Origin of the sequence: Prevotella multiformis DSM 16608 (assembly GCF_000191065.1) — a bacterium.
In the GTDB taxonomy this organism is placed as follows: Bacteria; Bacteroidota; Bacteroidia; order Bacteroidales; family Bacteroidaceae; genus Prevotella; species Prevotella multiformis.
Map to the genome: position 1 here is coordinate 991079 of NZ_GL872282.1, position 26895 is coordinate 1017973.

General features: G+C 45.0%; 19 protein-coding genes and 5 pseudogenes. 10 read left to right on the plus strand and 14 right to left on the minus strand.

Annotated features, from left to right (window positions below; translation table 11 throughout):
* Positions 1-12 precede the first annotated feature (12 nt).
* Positions 13-1137 carry a transposase gene (locus tag HMPREF9141_RS04050; RefSeq protein WP_257009557.1) on the minus strand — a complete coding sequence of 375 codons (1125 nt, stop codon included), beginning with the start codon at positions 1135-1137 and terminating at the stop codon, positions 13-15.
* 289 nt (positions 1138-1426) lie between these two features.
* On the opposite strand from HMPREF9141_RS04050, the pseudogene HMPREF9141_RS04055 reads away from it, so the two are divergent.
* The 8 genes and pseudogenes from HMPREF9141_RS04055 to HMPREF9141_RS04090 all read left to right on the plus strand — a co-directional run.
* Positions 1427-1759: pseudogene (locus HMPREF9141_RS04055) on the plus strand (type II toxin-antitoxin system death-on-curing family toxin); the annotation flags it as partial.
* 202 nt (positions 1760-1961) lie between these two features.
* Complete coding sequence (locus HMPREF9141_RS04060) at positions 1962-2789, plus strand: DUF4595 domain-containing protein (RefSeq protein WP_007367221.1); 828 nt, start codon at positions 1962-1964, stop codon at positions 2787-2789.
* A gap of 442 nt (positions 2790-3231) precedes the next feature.
* Entirely contained in the window at positions 3232-3828 is a 597-nt protein-coding gene (locus HMPREF9141_RS04065) for an HU family DNA-binding protein (RefSeq protein WP_040554448.1), read from the plus strand.
* A 589-nt stretch (positions 3829-4417) separates the two neighbouring features.
* Positions 4418-4810: pseudogene (locus HMPREF9141_RS04070) on the plus strand (IS4 family transposase); the annotation flags it as partial.
* Positions 4811-4911: 101 nt separating this feature from the next.
* Positions 4912-5202: pseudogene (locus tag HMPREF9141_RS13805) on the plus strand (IS982 family transposase); the annotation flags it as partial.
* A 401-nt stretch (positions 5203-5603) separates the two neighbouring features.
* Positions 5604-6929, plus strand: coding sequence for a reverse transcriptase family protein (locus tag HMPREF9141_RS04080; RefSeq protein ID WP_007367226.1), 1326 nt, complete (start codon positions 5604-5606; stop codon positions 6927-6929).
* 155 nt (positions 6930-7084) lie between these two features.
* On the plus strand, positions 7085-9166 hold the full coding sequence (locus tag HMPREF9141_RS04085; RefSeq protein WP_007367227.1) for a GDSL-type esterase/lipase family protein: 2082 nt from the start codon (positions 7085-7087) through the stop codon (positions 9164-9166).
* Between the two features lie 537 nt (positions 9167-9703).
* Positions 9704-10024 (plus strand): annotated as a pseudogene (locus tag HMPREF9141_RS04090) (hypothetical protein); the annotation flags it as partial.
* 113 nt (positions 10025-10137) lie between these two features.
* Here the strand turns inward: HMPREF9141_RS04090 and HMPREF9141_RS04095 are convergent.
* The 11 genes from HMPREF9141_RS04095 to HMPREF9141_RS04145 form a co-directional block, all read right to left on the minus strand.
* A complete protein-coding gene (locus tag HMPREF9141_RS04095) occupies positions 10138-10710 on the minus strand; it encodes a chromate transporter (protein WP_007367229.1) in 573 nt (190 codons plus the stop codon).
* A complete protein-coding gene (locus HMPREF9141_RS04100; protein WP_156792415.1) occupies positions 10707-11252 on the minus strand; it encodes a chromate transporter in 546 nt (181 codons plus the stop codon). The genes HMPREF9141_RS04095 and HMPREF9141_RS04100 overlap by 4 nt, the downstream gene beginning before the upstream one ends.
* Before the next feature lie 83 nt (positions 11253-11335).
* Positions 11336-11866, minus strand: a complete 531-nt coding sequence (locus tag HMPREF9141_RS04105) for a hypothetical protein (protein ID WP_007367231.1) — start codon at positions 11864-11866, stop codon at positions 11336-11338.
* Positions 11867-11950: 84 nt separating this feature from the next.
* On the minus strand, positions 11951-12478 hold the full coding sequence (locus tag HMPREF9141_RS04110) for a hypothetical protein (RefSeq protein WP_007367232.1): 528 nt from the start codon (positions 12476-12478) through the stop codon (positions 11951-11953).
* A 23-nt stretch (positions 12479-12501) separates the two neighbouring features.
* Positions 12502-13581, minus strand: coding sequence for a Gfo/Idh/MocA family protein (locus HMPREF9141_RS04115; RefSeq protein ID WP_007367233.1), 1080 nt, complete (start codon positions 13579-13581; stop codon positions 12502-12504).
* Positions 13582-13586: 5 nt separating this feature from the next.
* A complete protein-coding gene (locus tag HMPREF9141_RS04120; RefSeq protein WP_007367234.1) occupies positions 13587-14654 on the minus strand; it encodes a radical SAM/SPASM domain-containing protein in 1068 nt (355 codons plus the stop codon).
* A gap of 95 nt (positions 14655-14749) precedes the next feature.
* Positions 14750-16444, minus strand: coding sequence for a sigma-70 family RNA polymerase sigma factor (locus HMPREF9141_RS04125; RefSeq protein ID WP_007367235.1), 1695 nt, complete (start codon positions 16442-16444; stop codon positions 14750-14752).
* Between the two features lie 351 nt (positions 16445-16795).
* The gene (locus HMPREF9141_RS04130; protein ID WP_007367236.1) at positions 16796-18895 is read right to left on the minus strand and encodes a protein-disulfide reductase DsbD family protein; all 2100 of its coding nucleotides are present in this window, start codon (positions 18893-18895) and stop codon (positions 16796-16798) included.
* Positions 18896-19297: 402 nt separating this feature from the next.
* Positions 19298-20008: a UMP kinase gene (gene pyrH / locus HMPREF9141_RS04135; protein ID WP_007367237.1), complete on the minus strand. Its 711-nt coding sequence runs from the start codon at positions 20006-20008 to the stop codon at positions 19298-19300.
* Positions 20009-20106: 98 nt separating this feature from the next.
* Positions 20107-20898, minus strand: coding sequence for a biotin--[acetyl-CoA-carboxylase] ligase (locus HMPREF9141_RS04140; protein WP_007367238.1), 792 nt, complete (start codon positions 20896-20898; stop codon positions 20107-20109).
* Positions 20899-20916: 18 nt separating this feature from the next.
* Positions 20917-21282, minus strand: coding sequence for a YraN family protein (locus HMPREF9141_RS04145; RefSeq protein ID WP_007367239.1), 366 nt, complete (start codon positions 21280-21282; stop codon positions 20917-20919).
* A gap of 206 nt (positions 21283-21488) precedes the next feature.
* Between HMPREF9141_RS04145 and HMPREF9141_RS04150 the strand changes: the two genes are divergently transcribed.
* Positions 21489-21941, plus strand: a complete 453-nt coding sequence (locus HMPREF9141_RS04150) for a nucleoside deaminase (RefSeq protein ID WP_040554452.1) — start codon at positions 21489-21491, stop codon at positions 21939-21941.
* Positions 21942-22098: 157 nt separating this feature from the next.
* Here HMPREF9141_RS04150 and HMPREF9141_RS04155 read toward each other — a convergent pair whose 3' ends face one another.
* The gene (locus tag HMPREF9141_RS04155) at positions 22099-22797 is read right to left on the minus strand and encodes a TetR/AcrR family transcriptional regulator (RefSeq protein ID WP_007367241.1); all 699 of its coding nucleotides are present in this window, start codon (positions 22795-22797) and stop codon (positions 22099-22101) included.
* Between the two features lie 4 nt (positions 22798-22801).
* Positions 22802-23211 (minus strand): annotated as a pseudogene (locus HMPREF9141_RS13810) (aminotransferase class I/II-fold pyridoxal phosphate-dependent enzyme); the annotation flags it as partial.
* A gap of 1160 nt (positions 23212-24371) precedes the next feature.
* Here HMPREF9141_RS13810 and HMPREF9141_RS04160 point away from each other — a divergent pair.
* Positions 24372-26654 carry a TonB-dependent receptor gene (locus HMPREF9141_RS04160; protein WP_007367245.1) on the plus strand — a complete coding sequence of 761 codons (2283 nt, stop codon included), beginning with the start codon at positions 24372-24374 and terminating at the stop codon, positions 26652-26654.
* Positions 26655-26895 lie beyond the last annotated feature (241 nt).

The window sequence follows — 26895 nt, forward strand, 5'->3', positions numbered from 1 at the left end:
CTCCGTTAATTTTTATGCTGCGTCAGCATCGAAACTAAATATATCATTTATCCTTTCTTTATTTAAAGGCGTGTTCGGGTTCTTCTCGAACACGTCAATAATTCGTTGGGCATAGTAGGCATTGACCATCTGCGCTTTAAGTCGACCGACGGACGTGCCAGGTTCCTTGCACATGATCTTGGCCACATTGAGTGCCGTGAATGAAGAGTTGAAGGCAAAGTCAAGTTTTCTCTTGTCGCGTGCCTGACAATCTGTAAGGCCGAGGAACTGCTTTGCGTCGCGAAAGCAAAACTCCTCTTGGAAACGTGTGGTGTAGTACTCCACCACATCGCGTCCGTCCATGTTCTCATCCGTAGCGAAGTACAGACGGCGGACACCGTTGGGCAACTCGTGGATGACAAACGAAACGACCCTGTGCAAGGACTTGCACCATGCCTTGAGCGCATAGGCCTTGCCGGAGGTCTCCTCCAGTTCAAGCATTTCGACTTTGGACATATCGATGTTCCTCACGTCAATCTTGTCACCTTTGACGCGGGGACGGCCGGGCTTTCCCGTGGGTTCCCCGTCCCATGTGTAGAACAAGGCTGCGTCGTGACGCAGGCGGCTCACAACATGGAATCCCATCTTCATTACCTTGTCGATGAAAGGCCTTTTGGAGAAGGCTGAGTCGGCGACAAGAACCTTGCAGATACGCTGCAGCCTTACCTTGTCGTCCTGCAACACCTTGGCATACCAGTCGTACAGGCTCATCTCTTTTTTCTCCTCGCCTTTTCCCAATGTGGTCTGCACCGCCTTGAGCATCATACACTCATGCAGGTCCACGTCTATCACCCCGATGCCGAGGATCTCAAGACCGTGCTTTACCGCACCTGCACAGCCCGACCAGAACGTACCCACGTATGGGGTATGCTTCCCAGCCTTCCTGATGAAGCGCGGGTCTATGACGACGGCATTGCGACCCTTGCCTTGTTTGAAGGCGAAAGCACTCAGCCACATGTTCATCTCAAGCCAGTCCACGCTGCGCTCTGCCGTCTGCCGATAGCACTGCTCGCCACGATTGCCATAGCGTCCCATCTGCGTGAAATTGCATCTCCTTGGGATGACCATCAAAAGAATCAAAAGAAAAAGCATTTCCATGACGTTTGTCTGGATACTTTTGTTTAATTTTGCTCCATCTTCGGCACTGAATGCTGCTTTGCAGAGCTTCATATATCGGCTAATCAAGTTGGTTATCAGCATAAACTTTATGTTTCTTTTTCAACCCATAAAGTTACTGAAATTCAATGAGATAGCCGATTTTATTATGTTATATTTTGTTATTTGATCTACTCTTTTTCAGAGACTTATCATGTTTTCTTTCTGCCACAATTTCTGTTGCCTTAGGGACGAAAGCTTCGCAAACCGCGAAAATTTAACGGACTATTGTAATGAGAAAGATGACACCTTCAAAAGTTCTATCGGACAGATCTATCAGACATTTGATGGTACGGAACTCTATCCGAGTGTGGAGGAAAAAGCGGCTATGCTTCTCTATCTTGTCACCAAGAACCACTCGTTCAGTGATGGAAACAAGCGCATTGCAGCCACCCTCTTCCTATGGTTTATGAACAACAATGCCATCCTCTATCGCCCCGATGGTACCAAACGAATTGCTGACAACACACTCGTTGCCCTCACCCTAATGATTGCTGAGAGCAAAACAGAGGAAAAGGATATAATGGTAAAGGTGGTGGTGAATCTTATCAACCAAGCCAATTAGTAAATACAGTAAGAGAAATACAGCACAAAGCAAAGCTATTATAGAGTCTATTATATGCTTTTTCACCCTAAACTAATAAAATTATAGTATAGAAACATATCATTGAAAAAAAATATATATATTTGCAACAGAGATTAAAAGCACAAGCCAATGAGTTGACAAGAACGTGCCAATTACAAAATTATAACACAAAAACGGGACAATGAAAAAGACTATTACAATCGCACTTCTTACTGCAGCAGTAATAGGTGCAACATCTTTTTTTTCATCATGCAGTAACAAAAACGATGATGACTGGATTATTGATCGCCGGCCAGATCCTGTAACAATTGACCTTTCAAAGGTATTCACTAATGGCATGCCTAAAGAGGTGGACAGTATGACTATCCAAACAGATGAAAGAGGATTAGTTACAAGTATTAAGACTAAGGATGAAATGGTATCTTTCAAATACATTAATACAAAAACACGTGCTATTGTAATCCCAAATGTCTTCATGAAAGTAGAACGTAATGGGAAAGCAACAGTCTATATAATGTATCTGAACAACAACGGTTTTGTTAGAGGATGCATGATAGAGCAAAAGGAAAATACAAAGGAAGATACATGGAGGTTCACTTATAACGATAATGACCAACTAATTAATATAATCCATTCAGCAGATGACTACAAAGAATTTACTTTGACTTATAAAGATAGCAACATCTCTGAAATAGAGACAAAAACTATCGTCTCACAAACAACAACAAGAAAAAAAGATACTTGCAAAGTTGCTTATACGTCAACTGCCACCCCTACTCCTATAGTGAACAAGGGTAACATTATGCTCTTCAATACAACGTTTGGTATTGACATTGGCGCAATGAAATACGCCTACTATGCAGGATTGCTTGGAAAAGCAACTAAGAACTTGCCTGTACAGCTTATTGATAAGAGCGGCAACAAAACCAACTTTACATGGACTTTCAATAGTAATGGCTTCCCAACATCAATGACAAGTGGTAGCCATCAATACAAGTTCGTGTGGTAAAAAAGTATTTTATATCATTACATATATTTATCATCCCCCTTCTATAAAGTACACTCGGAAAGTAAATCAATAGGGGGTTACTTTCAAACCATAGCTCTCAGACCATACCCCTCACTGGTCTGAGAGCTTTTCTTTTACCCTTTTACTTCCCCATCCCAAATCTAAACCCATGCAAAATAGCACAAATACAGACATTACTACATAGCTTATCCTTGCAAAGCGGACAACGAACCAGTATCTTTGCAGCATGAATCACGAATTATTTTCATGAAAGAAAATATTTTTCTTCATGAAAAGAAATATTTATTTTCACATAAATAATTTCTTTCTTTCGTGAAAAGAATTCTGTCTAAGCTAAAAGTATGTGATTATAGAGACTCGTTTCACACACTAACGGCTCACGGAAAAGATGATTATTAACCCTTATTACAAACGTAAAGCTATGACTGTAAATTACAAACTATTAAGAACAAGCGGTAAACTCGCACAACGTAAAGCACTAAGAATCGTACCTATCAAGAAAGATGTCACGGGAATAGAGAGAATCTGTCAGCATATCCAACAAGCAACAACGCTTACAACAGCCGACATTCTTGGGACTATCTCGGCATTAAAAACAGAATTAGCAGAGGAGCTAAAAAGTGGGAATACAGTTCATTTGCCAGGCATCGGTTTCTTCTCCCTTGCCCTTAAAGGCGACATGTACGAAGACCCTAAGACGCATCGTCATCACCTCCGTAATGTTGCTGTTCGCAAAATCAGATTCCGTCCCGACAAGTATTTTCATGAAGCATTAGGAGAGATGGAGTTTGAAAACAAGACCTACAAAGACGGTACGCCATCACTCCCCATGAGACTAACCGTCAACGCTGCACTAAAAGAGTTGTTTGATGAGAGTCCGATAATAACCGTTAACGACCTCCGTCGCCGTCTGAACCTTTCTTCCACCTATGCCTACCAGCTTGCGGCACAACTGGAACGTGAAAAGAAAATCATCAACATCGGTTCACGTTACCGCAAAATCTACAGAAAAGCATAGGACGAAAAAAGCAGACGGACGGCATCCGTCATGCTGGATAAAGTAATCTGACAGGTATAAAATCTCTTCCGAATACTTTGTTTTTCAGAAGGAAAATGTTATTTTTGTAGAAACATAAAAACTGACAGTCTATGCCTGCAACTGCGCAACTAACACTTAACGGTCATCATTATGACGTTGAACTGCTCAATCAGAGTTTTCACCTGCCCACAGGTTGGAGTGGTCACCCCAGGCAAACCTTACCCGGTAATCACTGAATACAAAGGTAAGCAGATATGGAATGTATATCAGCTTTAATACAAAGTACTGAAACAGTACATGATCCTGCTATCTATGTTCAAATATTTAACATCCTTAAGAGGCTTAAACGATTAAAAGTAATTTCTCAAAAGGTAAAAGGGAAAACAGTGTACATGATCGCTGATGGAAATATTATCTGGCATAAGATTGACAACACATTTGTAGTTAATAAGAATACTAAAGTTTCCCACCCTAATAAATAGATAGTAAAATAACAGTTTGTCGAATTTTCTTTGTAGATTAGTAATCGCTAAACAACTGATTTTAAAGACAAGACAACAAAACTGTTATGGAGGCAAAAATAGAGAAAATAAGTGAGTTATCCAAACTTCTGAGTGTTAAAACTCGAATGAGTGATGATTTATTTCATCTTTTTGGCAAGTTTGGTATCGGTCACCTGTTATCTCGCCTGTCATTGGAGAAACATGACGGGGTTTCCGCTTCGGAGTTGATCCTTTCTCTTTGCCTCTTCCGCATTGCGGGTAAGAGCATCCACAGCGTATGCAAGCATAAGATATATGAGCTTTCAAATCATGGCAAGAACTGTTTCTATCGGATGATGATTCGCCCGCAGATGGATTGGAGGCGCCTGATGAACCACTTTGCCTTGCGTTATATGTGCCTGTTGCGTAAGTATGGCGAAGCTCCTCGATCTGAAGCCACGACATGTTTCATCATAGATACGTGAGTTCGGGTTAAGAAAGTCCTTATAAAAGTTGGTAATCTCGTTGGTTTTTTGTAATTTTATGGTTGAAAATCAATAACTTACAAAACAACCAAGCGATGATCATAAAAGACAAGGTTATAGAATTTTTCTGTATTATTGATGAGTTTGACAAGAATTTGAATGTTGAACTGAGTAAAAATCTATGTTTACCATCCTATAATAGCAATGGTAAACGTTGTAGAAATCGTAAGGGAAGGCTTTCTGAAAGTGAAATCATGACTATCCTTGTGTGCTATCACTTCGGTACATATCGTAATTTCAAGGAGTATTATCAGAACTGTATCCGTGGCCGGCTCAGGCATGAATTCCCTGCTGCCGTCTCCTATAATCGTTTTGTAGAACTCATGCTGCTTTTATGAGAATAAGCCGGAGGCACTGCCTGTATATGTGGAAAAGTCAAGGCAGTTAGAATTATTTGCATGCTAAACTTATCCCGAACTCGCGTAGTATATGGATGGAAGTTAAGTAGATGATAGGTTTTGCAGAGGTCTCGTCCTGGCTTTTTGATTTCTATTTTAAACGGCGGATCATGGTCTAACGAATCCGATTAAATGGTTGAAAAGTTTTGCTGTTTGAATTATAATATCTATCTTTGCCAAAGATAGGAACGTCTGAAAGAATTAGAAGTAGTTTCCGGCGTATTCGCTGGAGTTTGATACGAAGTATCGTTACTATCGTTAACGAAGGTTCACGATAAAAGTAATTCCCTTACAGCGTTCCTATTTTTTTTGTTTAGAACAAGCGCACTATGGCTACCAGAACAGTAAACGGAAGAGAATACACAAAGGCTGATTTTGAGAATCGGTTGCGTTATTTAAATGATGCACAGGAACTTGCTAAGCTGCTGAATGAACTGAAAGAACCATTAATATATTCTGACTTTCGCGGGAAACAGCTTAGTTTCTTTGCTGATACCAATAATATACGGCGACGCTGCAAGACATTCCGACTTCGCAAGAAGCACGGCGGCTATCGTGAGATTACTGCTCCGAAAGGAAGACTGCATGATGTTCTTCACATATTGAACATCGTCCTGCAGACCTATGATGAGCCTACCCCTTGGGCATACGGCTTCGTCTGTGGTCGTTCTGTGGTAGATAATGCACGTCCACACGTGGGCAAACGTTATATCCTGAACCTTGATTTAAAAAACTTCTTCCCCACTATCACACGCCGTCAGGTGGCTGACTGCTTGATGGCAGAGCCTTTCGGCTTCTCGTCATTGGCTGCAGAACTCGTTTCAGGACTGGCTACTGTGCGCACGGATAACGGCGAGGAGGTGCTGGCACAGGGCTTTGCAACATCGCCGACACTGTCGAACTTCATCTGTCGGGAGATGGATAAGGAGATTGCGGGTGTAGCTGCTGCACAAGGAATCACCTTTACCCGCTATGCTGATGACCTCACTTTCAGTTCTGATGCAGACATACTTCGTCCACAGGGAGAACTGGCACAGCAGGTAAAGACTATCGTTGAGCGTTACGGCTTCATACTGAATGAGGCGAAAACCCACTTGCAACGCCGTGGAAGACGGCAGGAGGTAACGGGCTTGATGGTAACGGAGAAAGTGAATGTCAGCCGCCGTTACGTGCGTGAAATCCGTTCACTGCTGTATATCTGGGAGCGTTACGGCTATGAAGATGCCTGTCAGGCTGCGTGGAAGAGCTACAAGTTGCAGCACGGAAAGACAAAGGGGCATCAGCACCACGTACCTCTTAATAAAGTTCTGGGTGGTAAGCTGAACTATATGAAGATGGTGCGTGGAGCCGATGACCCACTCTATCAGCGTTTTGTCAGTCGTTATACTTCTTTGCAACAAACGAATAAGAGAGAGGTGAAAGAGGTGGAATATAAGGCTTATATGGGTGAGTATCTTTCTATATCGGCCAAAGATAGGATGACAAGAGCTGCTGTTTTGTCAAATGACAACACATCAACACGCCAGCGCGGAGCTACAAGCAGCAATCCTTATGACCCAGGGAAAAAGAACAAACGCATTCTTAACTTCATAGTGATGGTGATTATATTGGTTGCTATTATACTCATCAAATTGTTTTTAAAATCACGTCTGTAAGCAGTAAAAAGGCTGTCTAATATAGATTCTTGAAACCAACCTTAATACTTCCAAAAGAGTTTCCGTTATTCACAGAATATAATTACATTTGCAAAGCTCTTATGAGAGAATAACCTTTCAATTAAAAAGCTATATCTTCAGCTGCTACATTATTAATGAATATGACGAAAAGAACAATCGTCTTGTCTGGACTACTTTTGATGGTGCTTACAGTTGTTGCTGGCGGCAGAATCAAGGTGGCGTGTGTGGGGAACAGTGTGACATGGGGCATGACAATAGTCGACAGGGAGAAGAATTGTTATCCGGCACAACTGCAACGGATGTTAGGAGAGGGGTATGAGGTGAGAAACTTCGGACACTCTGGTACTACGTTGCTTCGTCGCGGACATCGCCCTTATGTGGATCAGAAAGAGTATAAGGAGGCGTTGGCCTTCCAGGCAGACCTTGTCGTTATCCATCTCGGACTCAATGATACCGACCCACGGAACTGGCCGGAACACAGCGAGGAGTTCAATGCAGATTATATCAGTCTGATCGACAGCTTCCGTCAGGCAAATCCTAAGGCAAAGATTTGGATATGCCTGATGACACCTATCTTTGACCGTCATCCTCGTTTTGAGAGTGGTACACGTGACTGGCATGAGCAGATTCAGAAGCATATACGTCAGGTAGCTAAGGCGGCACGGCTTCCATTGATTGACTTGAATACGCCTTTGTACAGTCGTCCTGATCTTCTTGCTGATGCAATTCATCCGAATGCCGAGGGCGCAAAGATTATCGCCGAGACTGTGTATGGAGCCTTGACCGGCAACTATGGTGGTCTTGCTCTTTCTCCACTTTATACGGATGGCATGGTTGTTCAGCGCAACAAGCCTGTTGTCTTCCGAGGCAAAGCAAATACAGGTGAGACTGTCAAGGTGAATTTCAACGGTCGTACACTCTCAGCCATAGCTGATGGGGCAGGGAAGTGGAGAGTTTCTTTCCCGGCAGAAAAGGCAGGTGGACCTTATCATGCAGTGATAAGTACGAAGAAAGAGAAACTTACAATTAGGGATATATATGTCGGTGAGGTGTGGCTTTGTTCGGGGCAATCGAATATGGAATTGCCTGTGAACGCTGTACAGAGCAGAAAACAGGACTTGGACGAAGCTGACAGACAGACTCGCCTGCATCTGTTTAATATGTCTGCCATCTATCCAACAAACGCCGTTGTATGGTCGGCTGGTGCCTGTGACTCAGTAAATCGTCATCAGTACCTTCGTGTCGGACCATGGCGCAACTGCTCCCGTGAGTCATTGAGTGGCTTCTCTGCCGTTGCTTATCACTTTGGTAAGAAGTTGGCTGACAGTCTGCAGGTACCTGTGGGCATCATTTGTAATGCTGTTGGCGGAACGACTACGGAGTCGTGGATTGACCGTAGGACGTTAGAACAGCGTATGCCTGCTATCCTCCGCGACTGGTATCATGGTGATTTCGGTATGAAATGGGCACGAGAGAGGGCGTTACAGAATATCAGTGTGAGCAAAAATCCGCTGCAGCGTCATCCCTATGCACCGGCTTATATGTTTGAGGCAGGTATGCTTCCTTTGAAGGGTTATGATGTCAAAGGCGTTGTATGGTATCAAGGTGAATCCAATGCGCACAATATGGAATTACATGAACGGTTATTCCCCATGTTGCAGAAGAGCTGGCGCAGGTTCTTCCACAACCCGGAACTGCCGTTCTATTTCGTACAGCTTTCAAGTTTGAATCGTCCGTCATGGCCACGTTTCCGTGACTCTCAACGTCGTATGGCATCAACACTGCGTAATACATGGATGGCTGTGACAACGGATGTGGGTGACTCCCTGGACGTACATTATACGAACAAGAAGCCTGTTGGTGAGCGGCTTGGCTTGCAGGCATTGCATCATAGTTATGATTACAAGATTGAGTCTGAGGGACCTGTCTGTCATTCGGTTTCGGTGAAGGACAATGGTCTTGAACTTCAGTTCACCCATGCTCAATCGCTGTCTGCTAATGGCAGCCATCTTGTTGGCTTTGAAGTAGCAGGCGCTGATGGCATTTACTATCCTGCTGAAGCGCAGATAACAGCGTCAAACACACTCTTTGTCAGGTCTTCCTCTGTTACACATCCTCTCTATGTCCGTTATGGCTGGCAACCCTTCACGCATGCCAATCTTGTGAATGAAGCGGGACTGCCATGTAGCACATTCCAATGGAGGGTCAGGAAGTAAACGTTTTAATCAGCCGTCCCTTAGATACGTTATATTATACTGTATTTAAGGGATCGGCCTGTCTTTCCGTCTTCTACAGACAGCTTATTCCCCTATCATCGGTATTTGTAAACTGTTTTCATGCAGTTCAAAGCAACACATGCCCTTCAGGCTTCTGAAAGATGCCTGATTGACTTGCAGAAGGTGCTCTTTCAGCATGTTACCAACGCCCTTTTGAAGTCCAATCAAGCACCTTTTACGAGCGGATTAATAACCAGCTGATCGACTGCCGGTTACGAACTCGCTTTTTGCACGTGTTCTTTATATTTACAGATGATTTGTTTGAAATTATGTAATGACTTTTCAAAATCTTGTCTGTGTTTTCAACGTGTTAAAATGAAAAGGTCTTTGTATCGGAGGAGGATAACAGGATAGACAGCTGTCAGTCCTGGCTATGTTTTTGCTGAATGAATCACCTCGGTTCTTCCGTTCAAGCTATACGGAAAGTATCCACGCATTTAACGGAAGAACCAAAATAATTCTGGCCATGAAACTTGGGCTAAACTCGGTGGCATGTTCATCCATACTTATCAATACGGTGCCTTCAACCGCTTGATCTCTGCAACAGGTAAAGCCAAGAACGCCTCTTACGCCATGCAGATGACTTTTGGCAGGATGAGCGAGCCGCCGGCCAAGGTACAGAAGGCGGACTCTACAACGACTGACCAGTCTTATGACTTTGCTGATAGGTATGAGGACAGCAACCATCCGACGGCTCCGACGCAGATCGGTCATGGCCATTACACCTACGATGTCAACGGTAATCTGACGCTGGTAATGAATGATTCATTCAATACTTCTTGCGAGATGTACCGGGATGGAGGCCGTCTCCGTCATACCCTTCCAGACTGTCAGAGCGGAATCGGGAATCGTGCCTGCTGGATGGAGGCGCAAAACGGTTCTCCGCCGGCACGCCTCTTCCCGTCCCCAGTTCAATAGAATAGCAGGCCTGCTATTCCGCAGACGAGCATCACGAGGATGGGATTGGTCTTTCTGTACCTTGTAAAATAGAAGGCCGCCGCAAAGAGGACGATGCTCAGTCCGAAGAGATAAGGATTGTCCGCCGGCGATCCGAAGTTGTCTTTCGTCATCAGCAGCAGGGCGGCGGCGGCAATCAGTCCGACAATCGTAGGGCGCAGGGCCTTGAAGACATCCTTCACCTCGCGCGAGTCTTTGTGGGCAAGGAGGTATCTGCTGACGCAGATCATCAGGATGAACGACAGCCACATGATGGCCAGCGAGCACATCACGGCACTGCATACGGCCGCCCAGTGGGGGTAGCCCGCATTGACGATGGCCGTATAGCCCACGTACGTCGCCGCGTTGATGCCGATCGGCCCCGGCGTGCTCTGGCTGATGGCCACGATGTCGGTAAACTCGGCGTTCGTCAGCCAGTGGTTCTTCACGACGGTCTCGTTCTGGATGAGCGAGAGCATGGCATAGCCGCCGCCGAAGTTGAAGATGCCGATCTTCGAGAACACATAGAACAGCTTGAAGAATATCATCGTTCTTTCCCTTTCCGTTTCTGATACTGTCCCCACAGATAGCCGCCGGTGCCGGCAGCGATGATGACCCAGATGGGGGAGACGCCCATCAGCCATATCAGCAGACAGCTGGCAAGGGGGATCCAGCCGGTGCCCCATGTTATCTCTGCCGTCTTCGCCATCTTGAAGCAGGGGGCGGCGATGAGGGCGACGACGGCAGGGCGTACGCCACAGAAGAACCTGTTGACATACACGTTGTCCTTGAAATTGTGGAAGAACATGGCTATCAGCGTGATGGCGATGATGGAGGGGAGGGCGATGCCCAGTGCGCCGACGATGCCGCCCCACACGCCCCGCAGCTTGTAGCCGATGTGGCTTGCCATGTCCACGCTGAAGATGCCCGGGGTTGTCTGCGCCACGACCATGATGTCCATGAACTCCTGCTTCTCCATCCAGTGGTTCCTGTCGACGAACTCGCGTTCCATGATGGGAATCATGGCATAGCCGCCGCCCAGGGTGAAGGCTCCGATCTTGTTGCAGGTAAGAAAGAATTGCAATAACATCCTGATGATCTTTTTTCCGGGCACAAAGGTACGCCTTTTTTTCGATACTGCCGTCTGCCATGCCGTTTTTATGACCTGCATTTTTAATTCTCCGGCAGCCCTGCTTCCGGATTGAATCTTACAGAGACTTTCTTATTCTGAACTATATTTACCTGTCCGTTATATGCAATGTCAGCTTCATCATATTTCCTGTCCGGTCTGGCATAATACGCTTTCAGATGATAGCTGCCTGCCGTCAGTCTGCCCATCTTGAAACGGACGTCGTATTTGCAGATGCAGTCGGCAAATGCATCAAGGACGTTATGGTACACGACGAGGGTAATCTGGTTGTCCTGGCTGGCGATGTCCACATGGATGTTCCTTACGGCACAGTTGGCTTTCAAATCTTCCAGTAGACACTGAGCTATACCGTCTTTGTCCAACTCTATACTTAATTTTGCTGGAATAGCATTGTTTTCTGCATAGAAGTCAGGACGTGTATCTGTCGGAGAGATGCTTAATTTACAATTAGAATTTGCAACATCATAAATTCTTAATGGCTCAAGAGCTACCTTCTCTGAGGAACATGCAGATAATCCACTGAAAAGGATTAGGCTGTAAAATACTTTTTTCATAATTACAAGGATTTTATATGTTGATATTTATATAAACGCAATTACAAGTTATTTCTTGCTTATATTATTACGTATTTCTGTTTACTATTCAATCAACTTCCCGTGTTTTTTGAGTATTGAGAGAAACTCTCCCCATTCTGCCGCTCTTTTTTCTTTTGCTTTTTGAATGGCCTTGTTCTCTTTAACATATTGACTATTGTCCTCAATATTGCGTGGGTAACAGTCACTCAGATAAAACTTGCCAGATTCTGAAACTAATGATAAGTCTGTGAAGATTTGACTATTGAAAGATGACACAAACGTTGAGATATGGAGTAGAACCTTACCATACGAATGTATTTCTATGTTACGATAAATGGGAAAGAGCAGACTTGTCGGCTCAAAATCTTGAAAAATAATCTCACGGGTCTGCGCGTTGAAAGACTTGATGTTGTCAAGTGTAAAGAGATAGGGGCTTGAAGCGGCTCTTGTCATTCGGGCTGTCCCTATAGCAAACAATTCCGTTTTCGATGCTTGCACTGTGGGAGTTGAAGCAGACTCATCTTCATTGCTGCAACCAATAAACAGCAACGAGAAGATGAACGCCTGTAATACACAAAAGTACCTTTTCATAATTTGTTGGATTTAATTAGTTATTATAATATGTGGTCGTCAATTATATTCATATACTTCTTTATTTCTGCCATTAAGGAATAAACATGCTTGACACTTTCCAAGCAAAAGGCATGATTATCCTCGCATCTGTTTTCAACCATATCGGCAAACGCTTGAATCTCCGAGAAGAACCCTTGTGACACAATTTGGTTATTCCCAACCGTTGGTACAAAACCATTCCTTCCGTATAGGCTGACAACGGTTGCATTATTTTGGAAGACCTTTTCCAAAGGGATTCCCCATATAGCAGAGTGTCTTGGGGAAAAATCGAGTCTTTCCATTCTGTCCAATACATATTGTCCTTTGTCCGTACTAATACTTAATTGTTCCTGTGCATCCTGCCAAGAGTAATCTGTTGATAGTTCCAACATTCCTACTATATCTTGGTGTTCTAATATAAGGAATAAGGTCTGTCCACCATCTCTACTGAGAGTAATATCCAAACCCTTTATCTTTGCCTCTCCAAAAAGGAATGTTACATAGTCAAGAGGATGGATGAACAGGTCAAGCAAAGTATCTCCTTCAGGGTATAATCCTGTCAGATAGTGATAATGGTAATGCCGTTTGCCATCATCTTTCAATCGCTTTTTCAGAATTTGAGTGGCTGGGGCAAAACGTCTTTGCAGTCCGACAACGATATGCTGTGAGCCATATAGTTTGATAGTATCAGTCAAAAACATTAGTTCCCTTTCATCCTTACAGGGTGGCTTCTCTATGAACAAGGATTTACCTGCTTTTATAACTTCAGTTGCAATATGAAAATGTGAATGTGGATTAGCTGCCACGAAGACTCCTGAGATTGTATCATCAAGCAGGATATCTTGTAAAGAAGTTGTTCCTTTGATCCCCTTGTACTTTTGAGAAATCAGTTCAGCTTTCTTTTCAGAGGTACAGCAGATATATTTCAGTGGCAGCTGAAGATACTGTATGACGGGCAGCAGGTTGTTTGCACAATGATTGCCAAACCCCACAAGAGCATACTGCTGTGTGTAGGTATATTGCAGTTCTCTCATGCTGCGTATGCGCTTGTATCTGTCTATAATGTTATCTAAATATCCCATTTTAGCTATGCTTTTATTTGCTTGAAATGTTTCTTATAGGTGGTTTGCCTATTGCTGGTCCATTGATACTTCCCATAAAACAACTCTATCAGCCGTTTGGGGATTATTCTTTCTAAATTTCTCAACAGGATAATATCGTATTTACGATGATAGTTAATCCAGCATTGATTACACGCTTTAGAGTATTGACACTGGACTTCGCAGCTCTCCTTTGAGTTGAATATCTCGTCAAGCGTGTTCTCATGTATATTTCCTAATATCACATCCAGGTTTTGGCATAAGGGAACGTCTCCATTAGAATGGATGACCAATTCACTGAAAATACTATGACACCGCAGTCTTAGTCTATTATTCTTCCACTCGTCATACAAAGCTACAAAGTCAAAGTTCTCATATGTTTGATGTATGGAAGAGGGTATCTGGCTGATGAAATCAGCATCATTGGATTCCATTAAATCTTTGGTTGTGTCAAAGAATGACATTGTGCTGTAAATGCCAATACGTACATCAATGTTATATTGTTTGGCACAATCTATGACATGCTTCATATCCTCAAACGAGTTCCACGGAGAAAGACAGAACATTAGGGAGATAGGTACGATGTCTTTACATGTCTCTATAACCTTAATCACTTTGTCATATCCATCTCTCCCACGCATATAGCGATAGGTTTCTCTATTGCCGTCAAGTGATATGTATAGATGTTTGGGATGATGATTCTTTACGGAAGAAATTACCTTGTCTGCTGCAAGGCAATTGGATAGCAATGTATAGTTAGGGTGGTTAGTATCAAACCATCCCAATATCTTGTCTGCTTTGGGATGGAGGATAAACTCACCTCCTTCCAAACCGACCATCGTGCGTTTTGTTACACATTTGCTGTTCATTATTTTGATGATGTCATCTAAGCTGAGATTTTCTATAGGTTTCTTCCAAATGGAACAGTGCTTGCAACGAGACTGACAGCTTGTTGTGGAATATATCATCAAGGATGTGAGTTTCTTGTGCTGTCTGCGTACTACATTGTTGACAAATACAATTCCATTGTGGATGTAGTCATAAATACTGTACATTCTTTCTTTTGAGTTTTATCTTTTATTGTTAAGAGTAGAAAACTACTAAAAGACTGCACTGTATTCATGACTTTTTATTTACTCATCATCTCCATTTACCAAGTAAGCCGCAATCCAAATGGTACCGTTATGATGAACGGATGCTCTGTGCGGTAGGTTTCAAGGCCGCTGCCATTCCCGAAGTAATAGAACATATTAGGTTCTAAATACAGACTGAAAGGCTTGAATAGCCTATACTGAACACCAATACCTAAGTTCACAGACCATTGATAACGTGGCTTGATGTCACCCTTTAACGTGTAGGACGAGTCAGACGTTATGATATACTTCTTATCAAGTGAACTGTGAACTGGCATCTCGAATGTCACTCCACCGGTCGTATAAGCATTGAATCGTCCCTTGCTCCATATACGATAGGTCAATCGCAATGGTATGCCCACATAATCAATCTTCTGGGTCTTCAACAAGGTCGCACCATGAAACTCACTCTCAAAATCAGACTTTATTCTTGTGTAAGTCAATCCTGTTCCAAAAGTCCAATGGGAACTTAGTTGCTTGTTGAGCGACAAACTAAAGGTCTGGGGGCGGTAGTGATGCGCCTTCTCACCTAAGGAAGCGTTGCCGTCTGTTGCATTATTCAGTGCTATCCATGACATTTTTGCCCTCTCGACGGAATCCATCAGTGCATTGTTCCGAACTAAATAATTTACATAATCATCCCATGTATATAATTTGGCCGCAGCCCCACCATTAGCGTAATCTACTACTGATAGGTAGTTCAAATTGGACATGGCTCCATTTGCACCGGCATTAGATGAATAACCCATATTGAATGTCCACGGATACTTCTTCTTATTGCAGACATTGAAGTTCATTCTTTCATTCAATGCTATCATCTTATCTTGTGGTGTCTGTGGAATGCAGTATAAAGAATCGTTTGTTCCGATACCTATAGCCAAATGTTTTTGCAGGGAATCCACATTAAAGAGTAATGCTCGTTGTTCCGTTATAGCACTGTCTGTTGATACTTGCAAAGCAATATTTCCTTCAGGGACAATCGCACCGGTAGAACCTCTTCCTGCATTACCAGAGATACTTGGCGAGGTAGAATATTTTGACTCTTCTTTCTTCAGAGTTCCTAATCCTTTTTGAACATATTTTAATTGACTCTTATGAGTGTTTGTAGCAGTAGGTTCGTTATCGGAAGTCTCAACAGTTTTATCTCTCGTAGCGATATATATATAAACTGGTATAAGAATTGGAAGCAAGAAGAGCATCCAATAGTTAATCAACATTGCACGCAATGTTTTCTTTGCCCTGAACAACTGGGAAGAAGAACTGTGCGGATTGATGCCGAGCTGCTCTCCTATCTCCTTGTGGGAAAGACCTTCTAAGACTGAGAGCTTGAAAACTTCACGATTCCCTTCTGGTAAGGACTCTATCGCTGACAATAATAGCCCGAACTCTATCTTTTTCTGTTCCTCACATGCTGTTTCCTGAATTTCTATATTCAAGCAAGATAAGGGTATGGCTTCTTTTTCTGTGTTCTGGAGATATTTTAAGGATAGATTTCTTACGATTGTTATCATCCAACCTTCCAATTTTGATTCATCTTTCAAATCTTGAATAGACATGAAGATTATAATAAATGCATCATGCAAAATATCGTGAGCTGAATTATCATCTTTTACATAATGCCGACATACGCCTAAAAGTTTATTAGCGTATGTCGTATAAAGTTCTCCGAGGGCTTCCTTATCCCCATTTTTGCAAGCGTCAATCTGTATCATATTATTTTAAGCAAAGGAACATCTTCTTTTTATTAAAAGGAGTCTGTTTGCTCTAAAAGACTGCACTTATTTTTATTGATTTCCTTTATTTTAACCTTTCATAACCTTTCAAAAGGAGCTTGCGGACACATTGCGTTACTTCAAAAAAACCCTTGCAAATTTACATGAAGAATGTGATTGATAAGTCAGGGGATAAAGAAAACGTTTTTTAGGGGAAACGCCAAAAGGGGCTGTAGCAAAAGCAGCCTCGGGTTTCGTCCCGGCTTTTGATACAGCCCCTTTCGTCCATGTGTCATCGTCCGGCGGGGTATGCCGCAGTCTGCAGGGAACGGATGACGCTATGCGTAAATCCTATTGTCTCTCCGCCGGGTAGCGCTCCAGTCCCTTGTCGAGGAAGCTGAGGTAGGCAGGCACATCCTCCTTGAAGCTGAAACTGCCGTTCAGCGGCTTGCCGGCATTGTCCAGAGGGACATAGAACGGCTGTGCCAGATAGCCGAACTTCGTCTGCTCCAGATAGCTCCACTTGTCGCCGACAGTACGCAGCGTGCGGGTGCCGCCGTCAGCAGATTTCACCTGTACAGGCTGCTTCAGCGGCGTCTTGTCGTCTACATAGAGCGAGATGAGCACGTAATCCTTCATGAGCCTGTCGGCCACGCGTGCGTCGGTCCATACGGATGCCTCCATCTTCCGGCAGTTGACACAGCCGAAGCCGGTGAAGTCGATCAGGACCGGCTTGCCGGCTGCCGCCGCCGCGCGCATCCCCTCCTCGTAGTCGGTGTACTGGGCATGGACGCTCTGCGGGGCAAGATTGAAGTCCTGCGTGTTGATGGGGGGAGCGAAGGCGCTGACCGCCTTGCAGGGTGCGCCCCACAGTCCCGGGAGCATATAGACGGAGAAGGCCAGAGAACACAGTCCCAGCATGATGGCCGGCACCGGCATCGCCTTCTGCTCCGGGTCGTCGTGCGGGAACTTGAGTCTGCCGATGAGGTAAAGGCCCAGCAGACCGAAGAGCACGATCCAGATGGACAGGAAGGTCTCACGGTCGAGGATGTGCCAGCCGTAAGCGAGGTCGGCCACAGAGAGGAACTTCAGCGAGAACGCCAGTTCGATGAAGCCCAGGACGACCTTGATCATGTTCATCCACGAGCCGGACTTCGGGGCCTGCTTCAGCCAGGAAGGGAAGAGGGCGAAGACCGTAAAGGGCAGGGCGAGCGCCAGGGCGAAGCCGAACATACCGACTGCCGGTGCCACCCAGTCGCCGCTTGTGGCTGCCTGTACAAGGAGCAGGCCGACCACCGGTGCCGTACAGGAGAAACTTACCAGCGACAGGGTGAATGCCATCAGGAAGATGGAGAGCAGACCGGTCGTGGCGGAAGCCTTGTTGTCGACCGCATTGCCCCATGAGGAGGGCAGCCGGAGCTCGAACCAGCCGAAGAAGCTGAAGGCGAAGACCAGCAGCAGCAGGAAGAAGAAGATGTTGAAGGGGGCGTTCGTGGCCAGTTCGTTCAGTTTCTGCGGCCCGAAGGCGGCCGTGATCAGCGTTGCCAGTCCCATGTAGATGACGATGATGGACAGCCCGTACGTGACCGCATCGCGGATGCCCTTCCTGCGGTCGTCCTTGGCCCGCTTGAGGAAGAAGCTGACCGTCATCGGGATGATCGGCCATACGCACGGGGTCAGCAGAGCCACCAGGCCGCCTGCGATGCCCATGAAGAAGATCGCCCACAGGGATCTGCTGCCGCCGTCCTTCGTGTTGTTGAACGCTGACAGTTCCTTGATGACGGGCTTCCACAGGTCGGCGTCCGGCGTGGCCTGCACGCTTGCCTGCTGTGCGGAGACTGCCGAATCGGCCTGCGGGGCCGTACCGGTTCCGGCGGTGTCGGCCGTCATGGTGGCAAGGGCAGATAAACCATCAGCTGCCACGGGGGTGGCAGCTGTTGTCGTTTTATCGGTTTCCGTGCTGGCTGCCGTCGGTGCGGCAGCCGGTGCGGAGGCGGGTCCGTTGCCTTTGAAGTTGAACTCTTCCTGCATCGGCGGCATGCACATCTCGTCGTTGCAGGTGCCGTACTCCAGATAGCCTTTTATACTGTAGGTCTTGGCGGTAATCTTGTAACGCTGGACGAAGCTGGCGCTGTGCTCGAAGTAACGGAGCGTCATCTCGAAGTTCTTGTCATACGCGCTGGTCTCCTTGCCGTGGGGCGTCAGCCTGCCGACAGGCGTCAGGCCCTCGCTCTTCTCTACGTGCAGGCTCGCCGATGTAGGGCCGCCTGCCGGCAGGTTGGTGGAATAGATATGCCATCCCTGGTCGATCTTCGCCGTGAAGATGACGTCGACTTCCGTCGGACTCACCTGCTTCTGCTGCACGGTGAAATGGACAGGCTTCTGCTGTGCCATGGCGGTAAGGCTCATCAGCAGTGTGAAAAGGAACAGTAAGGTATTTCTTTTTTTCATTGATTTATACAATTAAAATTCGGCTGCAAAGATAAGAAAATTATTTCTTACTGTCCATGGACAATGTATAGATTAAGGAATTATAACAGCTGCTTTCCATACGTATGGAAAACAGAGGAGACAGGAGGACTTCCACTGCCGTTATGTCAGGAAGACGGCAAAGACAGAGGAGGGTGTGTCAAAATGCAAATACCGTTTTGATCATCTTACAGTTTGAAACCATTCATTAAAAATGACCATTTCCGTACTCGATTTTGAGTAAAGAAATGGTCTTTGCTTTTAGGAAAAACCTGCTTATAGCTTGAAAGTTGTCAAGTTGTTAATCTGCATTTTGACACACCCTCGTTCCTCTTCACAGGCGGGGTGGCTGATGCTCCCCCGCCTTTCATGTTCACGCTGTCGTCAGTTATGCACCAGCGTGCCGATGTCTTCGCCGTCCATCACCTTCTTCAGGTTGCCGACGACATCCATGTTGAAGACGTAGATCGGCAGGCCGTTCTCTTTGCACATGGTCGTTGCCGTGAGGTCCATCACCTTGAGCCCCTTGTTGTAGATTTCGTCGTAAGTGATTTCGGTGAATTTCGTGGCGGTCGGGTCTTTCTCGGGATCGGCCGTATAGACACCGTCCACACGGGTCCCCTTGAGCATGACATCGGCCCCGATCTCTATTCCCCGCAGGCTTGAGCCTGTGTCGGTGGTGAAATAAGGATTCCCCGTCCCGGCCGAGAAGATGCAGATGCAGCCGGCCTCCATTGCCTCTATCGCCTTTCCCTTGCTGTAAAATTCTCCGATCGGCTCCATGCGGATGGCCGTCAGCACCTTGGCCTTCACGCCGATCGCCTCGAGTGCCGAACTGAGCGCAAGGGAGTTGATGACGGTGGCGCACATCCCCATCTGGTCGCCTTTCACACGGTCGAAGCCCTTCTGGCTGCCGCTCAGCCCGCGGAAGATGTTGCCGCCCCCGATCACGATACCGATCTGCACGCCCATGTCGTGTACTTCCTTGATCTGCCTGGCGTAATCGCCGAGCCGCTCCGGGTCGATGCCGAAGCCCTGTTTTCCCATCAGGCTCTCCCCGGAGAGCTTCAGGAGTATTCTGTTGAATCTTGCCATTGTATTTAGTAGTTTGTTTGGGAGTTGAAGAAGTCAGAGGAGTTGATGTCCAATGTGATGTCAACTTCTTTGACTCCTTTGATCACATTAACTTCTGATTAAACAATAAATTCCACCTCTTTGAACTGATAGGAACGGATCCTGCCGTCCCGGTCGCGGAGAATCAGATGGCCGTCGTCCTCCACCTCGACGATGGCTCCGTCGAACTCGCCGTCCGCATCACGGAACCGGTGGAAGCCGCCGCGGCGGTACAGGGCCTCGTGGTACATCGCACTGATGTCGTTGTAGCCGCCCATCTCCAGCAGATGGTAGAAGTCGGAGAACTTCCTGATGATCTTGTCCAGCAGTTCGTCCTTGTCCACTTCGTGCCCTAAGATCTGGCAGAGAGAGACCGGGTTGGGCGCATCGCCGCGGAAGACGGTCTGGTTGACATTCAGTCCCACGCCGAAGATGCAGTCCTTGATGTGGCCGCCGCCGAGCTTCGTCTCGATCAGTGTCCCGCTCAGTTTCCGGTCTTTCCAGTAAACATCATTCGGCCATTTCAGGCGTATGCCGTCTTTCACATAGTCTGCCAGCGCCTCCTTCAAGGCCAGCGCACCGGCCTCCGAGAGCAGGAACTGGCTGCGGACGGGCAGCATTACGGGGTGGACAAGGACTGAGAAGAGGAGGTTCTTCCCGGCTTCGCTCTCCCAGGTATTCTCTCCCTGTCCCCGCCCCGCCGTCTGATATCCGGCTACCGCCACGGTCATCGGCTCATCGGCAGCAGGCGTGTAGTTGCGCAGGAAGGAGTTGGTACTGTCGACCGTCTCCAGCCGTATCCTCTTCACTTGGGGTTCCGTCGTTATGGCATCGGGCCTGAACCAGCCCAGCACAGCATCTATTATCTTCATCGTCTGTCAGTTTCTTTCTCAGATATAAGGCAGGAAGGCATCTTTCACATGACGCACTTCATTCGCCCCTGCCGGCTCTCCCACGACCGTGATGATGTCGAAGCGGACCTCGAGGCTGATGCCGTACCGCTTGACATAGGCGTTGGCGGCAAGAGAGATCGAGCGCACCTTCTGGGGAGTAACAGCCTCGTCGGCATCGGCGAACCGCTCGTTCTTCCTGGTCTTCACCTCGATGATGACGAGCACGCCGTTGTCCATCGCGACAATGTCCAGGTCACGGTGGCGATAGTCCCAGTCACGGTGGAGAATGGTGTAACCCAGCTGCCGGAGGTAGCTGGCGGCCACCTCTTCCCCCCATTTTCCCAGTTCATTGTGGTAGCCCATACATCCTTTCTGTAAAAGCCGGGAGAGACGGAAATGGGACATGCCTTCTGTCCGCATCCATGACCGCCATGGTGTACGAGGAGGCTGGCCCGGCTCTTCCGGGGGTCTCTGTCACCGCTCCCGTCATCTTCGGTTACATTGTAAATAACCGTACAAAGATAGGCGAATCTTTTGTAAAATCAAAACAAAACCTGTATTTTTGCAGCATGAGTACGGAAGAACAGATGAAGAAAGACCTCTACTATATGCGGCAGGCTCTGGCAGAAGCCGAAGCGGCATACAGAGAAGGAGAGATTCCGGTCGGTGCCGTGGTGGTCTGCCGGGACCGCATCATCGCCCGGGCACACAACCTCACCGAGACGCTCAACGACGTAACGGCCCATGCGGAGATGCAGGCCATCACGATGGCTGCCAGCGGACTGGGGGGGAAATACCTGCAGGACTGCACGCTGTACGTCACTCTTGAACCCTGCACGATGTGTGCCGGCGCCATCGGATGGGCACAGCTCCGCCGCATGGTCTACGGATGTCCGGATGAGAAGCGGGGCTATCGCCTCTATGCCCCCAGGGCGCTGCACCCCAGGGCGGAAGTCGTCTGCGGGGTGATGGAAGAGGAGTGCAAGGCGCTCATGCAGCGTTTCTTCCGGGAGAGGCGGTAGCGGCGGAACGGAGGCGTCGGCTGGCCTTGTCCTGACAGGTCCGGTCTGCCATGCCCGTCTTGCCGGTGCGTGATCTGCCCCTTTGTGCGACCGGCTCTGAATAAAAATCCCCAATTATCACGCTGGATAAGTGGGGAATATACTTGTTATGTATCGTTCAGTTAAGGCATTTTTTAATGATTTCATCACTGATGCCGTTTTCTTTCATTTTCTCTGCGACAGTATGTCTGTAATCAGTCAGATCTTGATAGTGGAATATCATGTTTCCTAAATCCTCCAAAGCTTTTTCTATGCGTTTGCGCCCAACCTCTGTGTTTAAGTCTATTTCTGCAAATTTAGAGCGATCCCTATGCAGGTTAAGGTAATATATGCCACCGATAATCAGTGCAGATATGGCAGAGATGTCTATATCCTTAAATTTCTCCTCATAGATATTGGCAAGAGGCAATGTGTGCATTTCCCTGAGCATGGCTGTGCGGACCGTGGTCTCATTTCCCTCTGCAATTTCCCAACGTAACAGTTCTAACATCACAGATTTTTCTTGAAGTTCTTTCTGTAGATTTTTGAGAATATTGATATACCCCAATTCTGAATCTGTCGGAAATTCAATTTCTGTCAGGACATCCTTAAACCAATAGTCATATCTCTTGACGAATTCATCATAAAACCCGCCAAGATTGTCATATCTGTTATAGAAGACAAGCGGTTCAATTCTGGCTTTCTTGATGAGTTCTGTCACCAGCATTGATGCAAAGCCTTTTTTCTTGATCAGACTTTCTGCTGCCTTGATAATGTCTGCCTGTATATCGACGTTTGTCCTTCTGTGTCTTTTGGGCTTGTTTTCTTCTTCTGCCATTTAAAAAAGGTATTGATTTCCTGATTTCCACAAGAGCGGTTACCAATTGTTCCAGCCGTACTGTTTCATAGGAAGCCAACACGCCGACGCTAACTAAGCCGTGCTTCCTCGGTTCTTACCGCAGGGTATGTGATACCGCTTACAAAGATACATCTTTTCTGCAATTCTCGTGCTATTTCATATACTTTTTTATTGTCCCTGACCATAATAGGGAATATGGCTGATACGGAGCAGCCTATACCAATGCCTTCCTCTGTCAGTCGTTTGCGCAGACAATTGACATTAGCCCGCAATTTCTTGCGGATCTCAGGACGTGCCTGTATGGGTTCCCAGTGCCTTCAGTGAAGATGCCGTAACCTGTGGGGTAATTGCAGCGGAAAAGACATTGCTGTCGGCATAATATCTCAGATACTGTGAACGGAAGACCTGAAGTGATTCATCAAACAAAAGCATAGCCAAGACCGTCAGCTGTCCATCCTGTCATCACCCTCCGATGCAAAACAACCTTTTCATTTTAATACGTTCAAAATACAGACAGGATTTTGAAAAGTCATTACATAATTTCAAACAAATCATCTGCAAATATAAAAAACAAGTGCAAAAAGCAAGTCTGTAACCGGCAGCCAATCAATTGGTTATCAAGTCATTCTTAAAAGGTGCTTGATTGGACTTCAATAGGGCGTTGGTAACACGCTAATAGAGCACCTGTTGCAAGTCAATCAGGCATCTTTTAGAAGCCGGAAGAGCATGTGTCAGCTTTGAACTGCGTAAAAATATTTACAGACACCGATGATACGGGAATAAGTTGTCTGTAGAGGCGGAAAGGCATGCCAATGAATAGACACAGCGTCAATTTGCCTTTTCTGCATCTTATCTTGTAGTTTGTCCTCCTTTGCAAGACCATCTGATTTGGGGCAGCCATACCCTGCAAGCGCATAAGTCTTTATTCTTCTTCCAACCTACGCATGTAACGGAAGAACCGTGTTTCCGGACGGCATTCATGCCAGCCTCCTTGGTCTCAGTCCTTTGCGGAATGCCTAAATAATCATTGGATATATATGCCGAAACCTCACCGTCATAACCATCTATCTGCATTTTGGCTCCAACTCCCGTTCTTGCCATGACCTAATAACTCTTGCAGCCAGACTGGGTCGTCTGGTCAATGCAGCTTTGGAATTTTTGGCCACGTTCGATAACGTTCTCGTTGGATGTAACCTCGAAGTCTTTTAATGAAATAAGTTCTTTTCTCATATAAACAATGTAAAAATAGAAAATGACACAACAGTATGTTTTATAAATACATGTTTTTGGAAAATTAAAAACTGATTTTTCTTGTTTTAAACAATATGTATATGTATATTTGCAGTGGCAAGAAGATAATTTGTCTACAAGATTATTGAACAGACATTACAAAGCAATGCCGGAAGCTAAAAGAAGGTAAACTAAACATCAAAATTATGAATAAGATGAATAAAATCACAATTCTTAGTGATGACTTCTCTCTGAAACGCTCGGAGGATTATCCAATCGGACAGAATTTAGCTTTTTATCAATAATTTAATGCGTCTATATATATGAGGTATCTTCTGCTAATTCTTTTTGGGACTATATCATTTACATCTTTTGGTGAAGGACTTAAAGGTAGAGTAATAAATGCAAAACAAGCAACAATACCTTTCGTGAATATTTTAATATATGCACAGAATAACAATAGACCTTTGGGGGGAACGACAACAGATGAAAATGGAGAGTTCACCATTAACAACCTTACCAAAGGGAATACATTAACATTTTCCTCTATCGGTTATAAAACTAAAACATGGCTGTATAATGGACAGGACTCTGTAAATATCATGTTAGAAGAGGAGACACAAGTGCTTGAAGAGGTTGTTGTCAAAGCTTCAAGATACAAGAAAATGGTGGATAGATTAATAATATATCCAAATAAAGAGCTTAGGGAAAGTACTGACAATGTATGGGGGGTACTTGATAAGCTCCATTTGCCTAATGCTATTATTTCCAAAGAGTCAATGGGAATTACGATGTTTGATGGAAAAAGCGTCGCCTATCAAATAAATGGTGTGCCGGCTACTGCTGAAGAATATCTTGCAATCTCCCCCAACCAGATAAAGTCAATTGAGTTTATAGATAATCCTGGCGTCAGATATGCCACTCAAAATTTTGGCGGAATCCTTAATGTCAAGACTAAGGAAGGGGTAAAAGGTTATGGATTCGGATTCAAAACAATGGATGCTGTCACGACTTTATCAAGTGAAAATAACATCTTTCTGAAACTTAATAACGTAAAGGATCAAATCACGTTTATTTATGGCAATAAGCTCAGGCATTATACCAAGAACAGAAATGACACAAGGCTTGCGTCCGAGCCGCTTTCGCTCTTACAGATAAAAGAAGGCGACAACTCGGTTTACAGTTATCGGCAACATAGTCTGAAAGGTGTGTATAGTCATGTTGCTGAATCACTTCTTTTGAACGTTAATTTCAACACAGAACTCTACGATAATGACAAAGATGAAACCTTACAGAAAGTGTACGCATTCAATAACTTCATAAGTAACACCGCTTTGACACCCACGTACAAATCAAATTTATATTCATTAGACATATATGCGGCTCAAAAGATTGCAAAAAAGGATAATCTGATATTTGACTTGTTAACAACATACAGAACCAGCAATTATAGATATAATTTTATGGAGACGGACCAGTCTTCCATGATTTCATTTAACTATCAGTATGGTGTGCGTGGTAAGCGTCTGTCGTTTATTCCGGAGCTCTTGTACGAACATAAGATAAATGACCTGAACAATCTTACTATTGGAGTAAGGATAAATTATGCCAAAACAAATAACAACTATAGTCAAGCCATAATGAAGAAAGACCACTCTGACAGTTATGACATGTTTAGTTATGCACAATTTCTTGGTCGCTATAAGAATCTAAGTTATCAGATAGGACTTGGAGGAAATATTGTTAGCTATGACAAGGACAGCATTTCCTATACGAAAAGATTCATGCGCCCCATGATTAAATTTTCATATACGCCAATTAATTATTTTACTTTCTCTTTCAATGCAGAACTTATTCCCCATGTACCAGAGTTGACAGATATGGCAAATATCACAAGAAAGTTGAATTCCATAGAGATAGAAAAGGGCAATCCTGACTTACGTCCTTACATAGAATATAACAATAGACTTGATGTCACCTGCAATATCAGCAGATTTTATTTCCAGTTAGCATATCTGTATAGCTTTAGCCGCCATCCTTTTGCCCCGAACAGCTATATTGATGATTGTGCTATTTATTATGTTACGGATAAATATAATAAAAGTCGAGTCCATACCCTAAGTACCTTTCTCAATTATGAAGTTATTAAAGATCGATTAACATTATCGGGATCCTGCGCTTTTTCAAAAACTTTATTTCAGAAAGACAATCTCGACTACTCGAAGAACATATGGAACTACTACGTAGAGGGTAACTTGAACTTGACAAAGAACTGGAGTATGAATTTTGGTATTATCAATAACCGCAAGGAACTTAGAGGTAATCTTTACTTAGCACAGGAAGATGCTGTCTATTTCTCTACATCTTATCACCTTAAACAATGGATGTTTACCGCAGGGATATGGGATCCATTTAGAAGTAAGATTAAACTTTCCGAAAGGAATTATGCTAATAGCAAATTTACCAAAAGCATCATATCGTGGAATGCCGATAAAGCCAATATGGTGTATATACAAGTTTCGCTTAGCCTCAATAAAGGACATAAAGCTCAAACATTGAGGCAAAAGATTCACAATATTGACGATGAGGATGGCATTGTTAAATAAAAGTTATAAATTTCCAAATCAATTGCAACAGTATACCATGCAGTGTGGAGTAGCATGCTTAGAAATGATATGCAAGTATTCTAAAACAATAGTCCGTTAAATATTATGCTGCGTCATCATCGAAACTAAATATCTCATTAATACTTTCTTTATTTAATGTCGTGTTCGGGTTCTTCTCGAACACGTCAATAATTCGTTGCGCATAGTAGGCATTGACCATCTGCGCTTTAAGTCGACCGAT

What these genes read in the sequence shown, in the direction of transcription:
- HMPREF9141_RS04060 (WP_007367221.1), top strand. Translation starts at nt 1,962, where the DNA reads ATGAAAAAGACTATTACAATCGCACTTCTTACTGCAGCAGTAATAGGT.
- HMPREF9141_RS04105 (WP_007367231.1), bottom strand. Translation starts at nt 11,866, where the DNA reads ATGAAAAAAGTATTTTACAGCCTAATCCTTTTCAGTGGATTATCTGCA.
- HMPREF9141_RS04100 (WP_156792415.1), bottom strand. Translation starts at nt 11,252, where the DNA reads ATGTTATTGCAATTCTTTCTTACCTGCAACAAGATCGGAGCCTTCACC.
- HMPREF9141_RS04120 (WP_007367234.1), bottom strand. Translation starts at nt 14,654, where the DNA reads ATGTACAGTATTTATGACTACATCCACAATGGAATTGTATTTGTCAAC.
- HMPREF9141_RS04050 (WP_257009557.1), bottom strand. Translation starts at nt 1,137, where the DNA reads ATGGAAATGCTTTTTCTTTTGATTCTTTTGATGGTCATCCCAAGGAGA.
- pyrH (WP_007367237.1), bottom strand. Translation starts at nt 20,008, where the DNA reads ATGGCAAGATTCAACAGAATACTCCTGAAGCTCTCCGGGGAGAGCCTG.
- HMPREF9141_RS04065 (WP_040554448.1), top strand. Translation starts at nt 3,232, where the DNA reads ATGACTGTAAATTACAAACTATTAAGAACAAGCGGTAAACTCGCACAA.
- HMPREF9141_RS04145 (WP_007367239.1), bottom strand. Translation starts at nt 21,282, where the DNA reads ATGGGCTACCACAATGAACTGGGAAAATGGGGGGAAGAGGTGGCCGCC.
- HMPREF9141_RS04130 (WP_007367236.1), bottom strand. Translation starts at nt 18,895, where the DNA reads ATGAAAAAAAGAAATACCTTACTGTTCCTTTTCACACTGCTGATGAGC.
- HMPREF9141_RS04160 (WP_007367245.1), top strand. Translation starts at nt 24,372, where the DNA reads ATGAGGTATCTTCTGCTAATTCTTTTTGGGACTATATCATTTACATCT.
- HMPREF9141_RS04085 (WP_007367227.1), top strand. Translation starts at nt 7,085, where the DNA reads ATGAATATGACGAAAAGAACAATCGTCTTGTCTGGACTACTTTTGATG.
- HMPREF9141_RS04140 (WP_007367238.1), bottom strand. Translation starts at nt 20,898, where the DNA reads ATGAAGATAATAGATGCTGTGCTGGGCTGGTTCAGGCCCGATGCCATA.
- HMPREF9141_RS04155 (WP_007367241.1), bottom strand. Translation starts at nt 22,797, where the DNA reads ATGGCAGAAGAAGAAAACAAGCCCAAAAGACACAGAAGGACAAACGTC.
- HMPREF9141_RS04125 (WP_007367235.1), bottom strand. Translation starts at nt 16,444, where the DNA reads ATGATACAGATTGACGCTTGCAAAAATGGGGATAAGGAAGCCCTCGGA.
- HMPREF9141_RS04150 (WP_040554452.1), top strand. Translation starts at nt 21,489, where the DNA reads ATGAGTACGGAAGAACAGATGAAGAAAGACCTCTACTATATGCGGCAG.
- HMPREF9141_RS04110 (WP_007367232.1), bottom strand. Translation starts at nt 12,478, where the DNA reads ATGAAAAGGTACTTTTGTGTATTACAGGCGTTCATCTTCTCGTTGCTG.
- HMPREF9141_RS04095 (WP_007367229.1), bottom strand. Translation starts at nt 10,710, where the DNA reads ATGATATTCTTCAAGCTGTTCTATGTGTTCTCGAAGATCGGCATCTTC.
- HMPREF9141_RS04080 (WP_007367226.1), top strand. Translation starts at nt 5,604, where the DNA reads ATGGCTACCAGAACAGTAAACGGAAGAGAATACACAAAGGCTGATTTT.
- HMPREF9141_RS04115 (WP_007367233.1), bottom strand. Translation starts at nt 13,581, where the DNA reads ATGGGATATTTAGATAACATTATAGACAGATACAAGCGCATACGCAGC.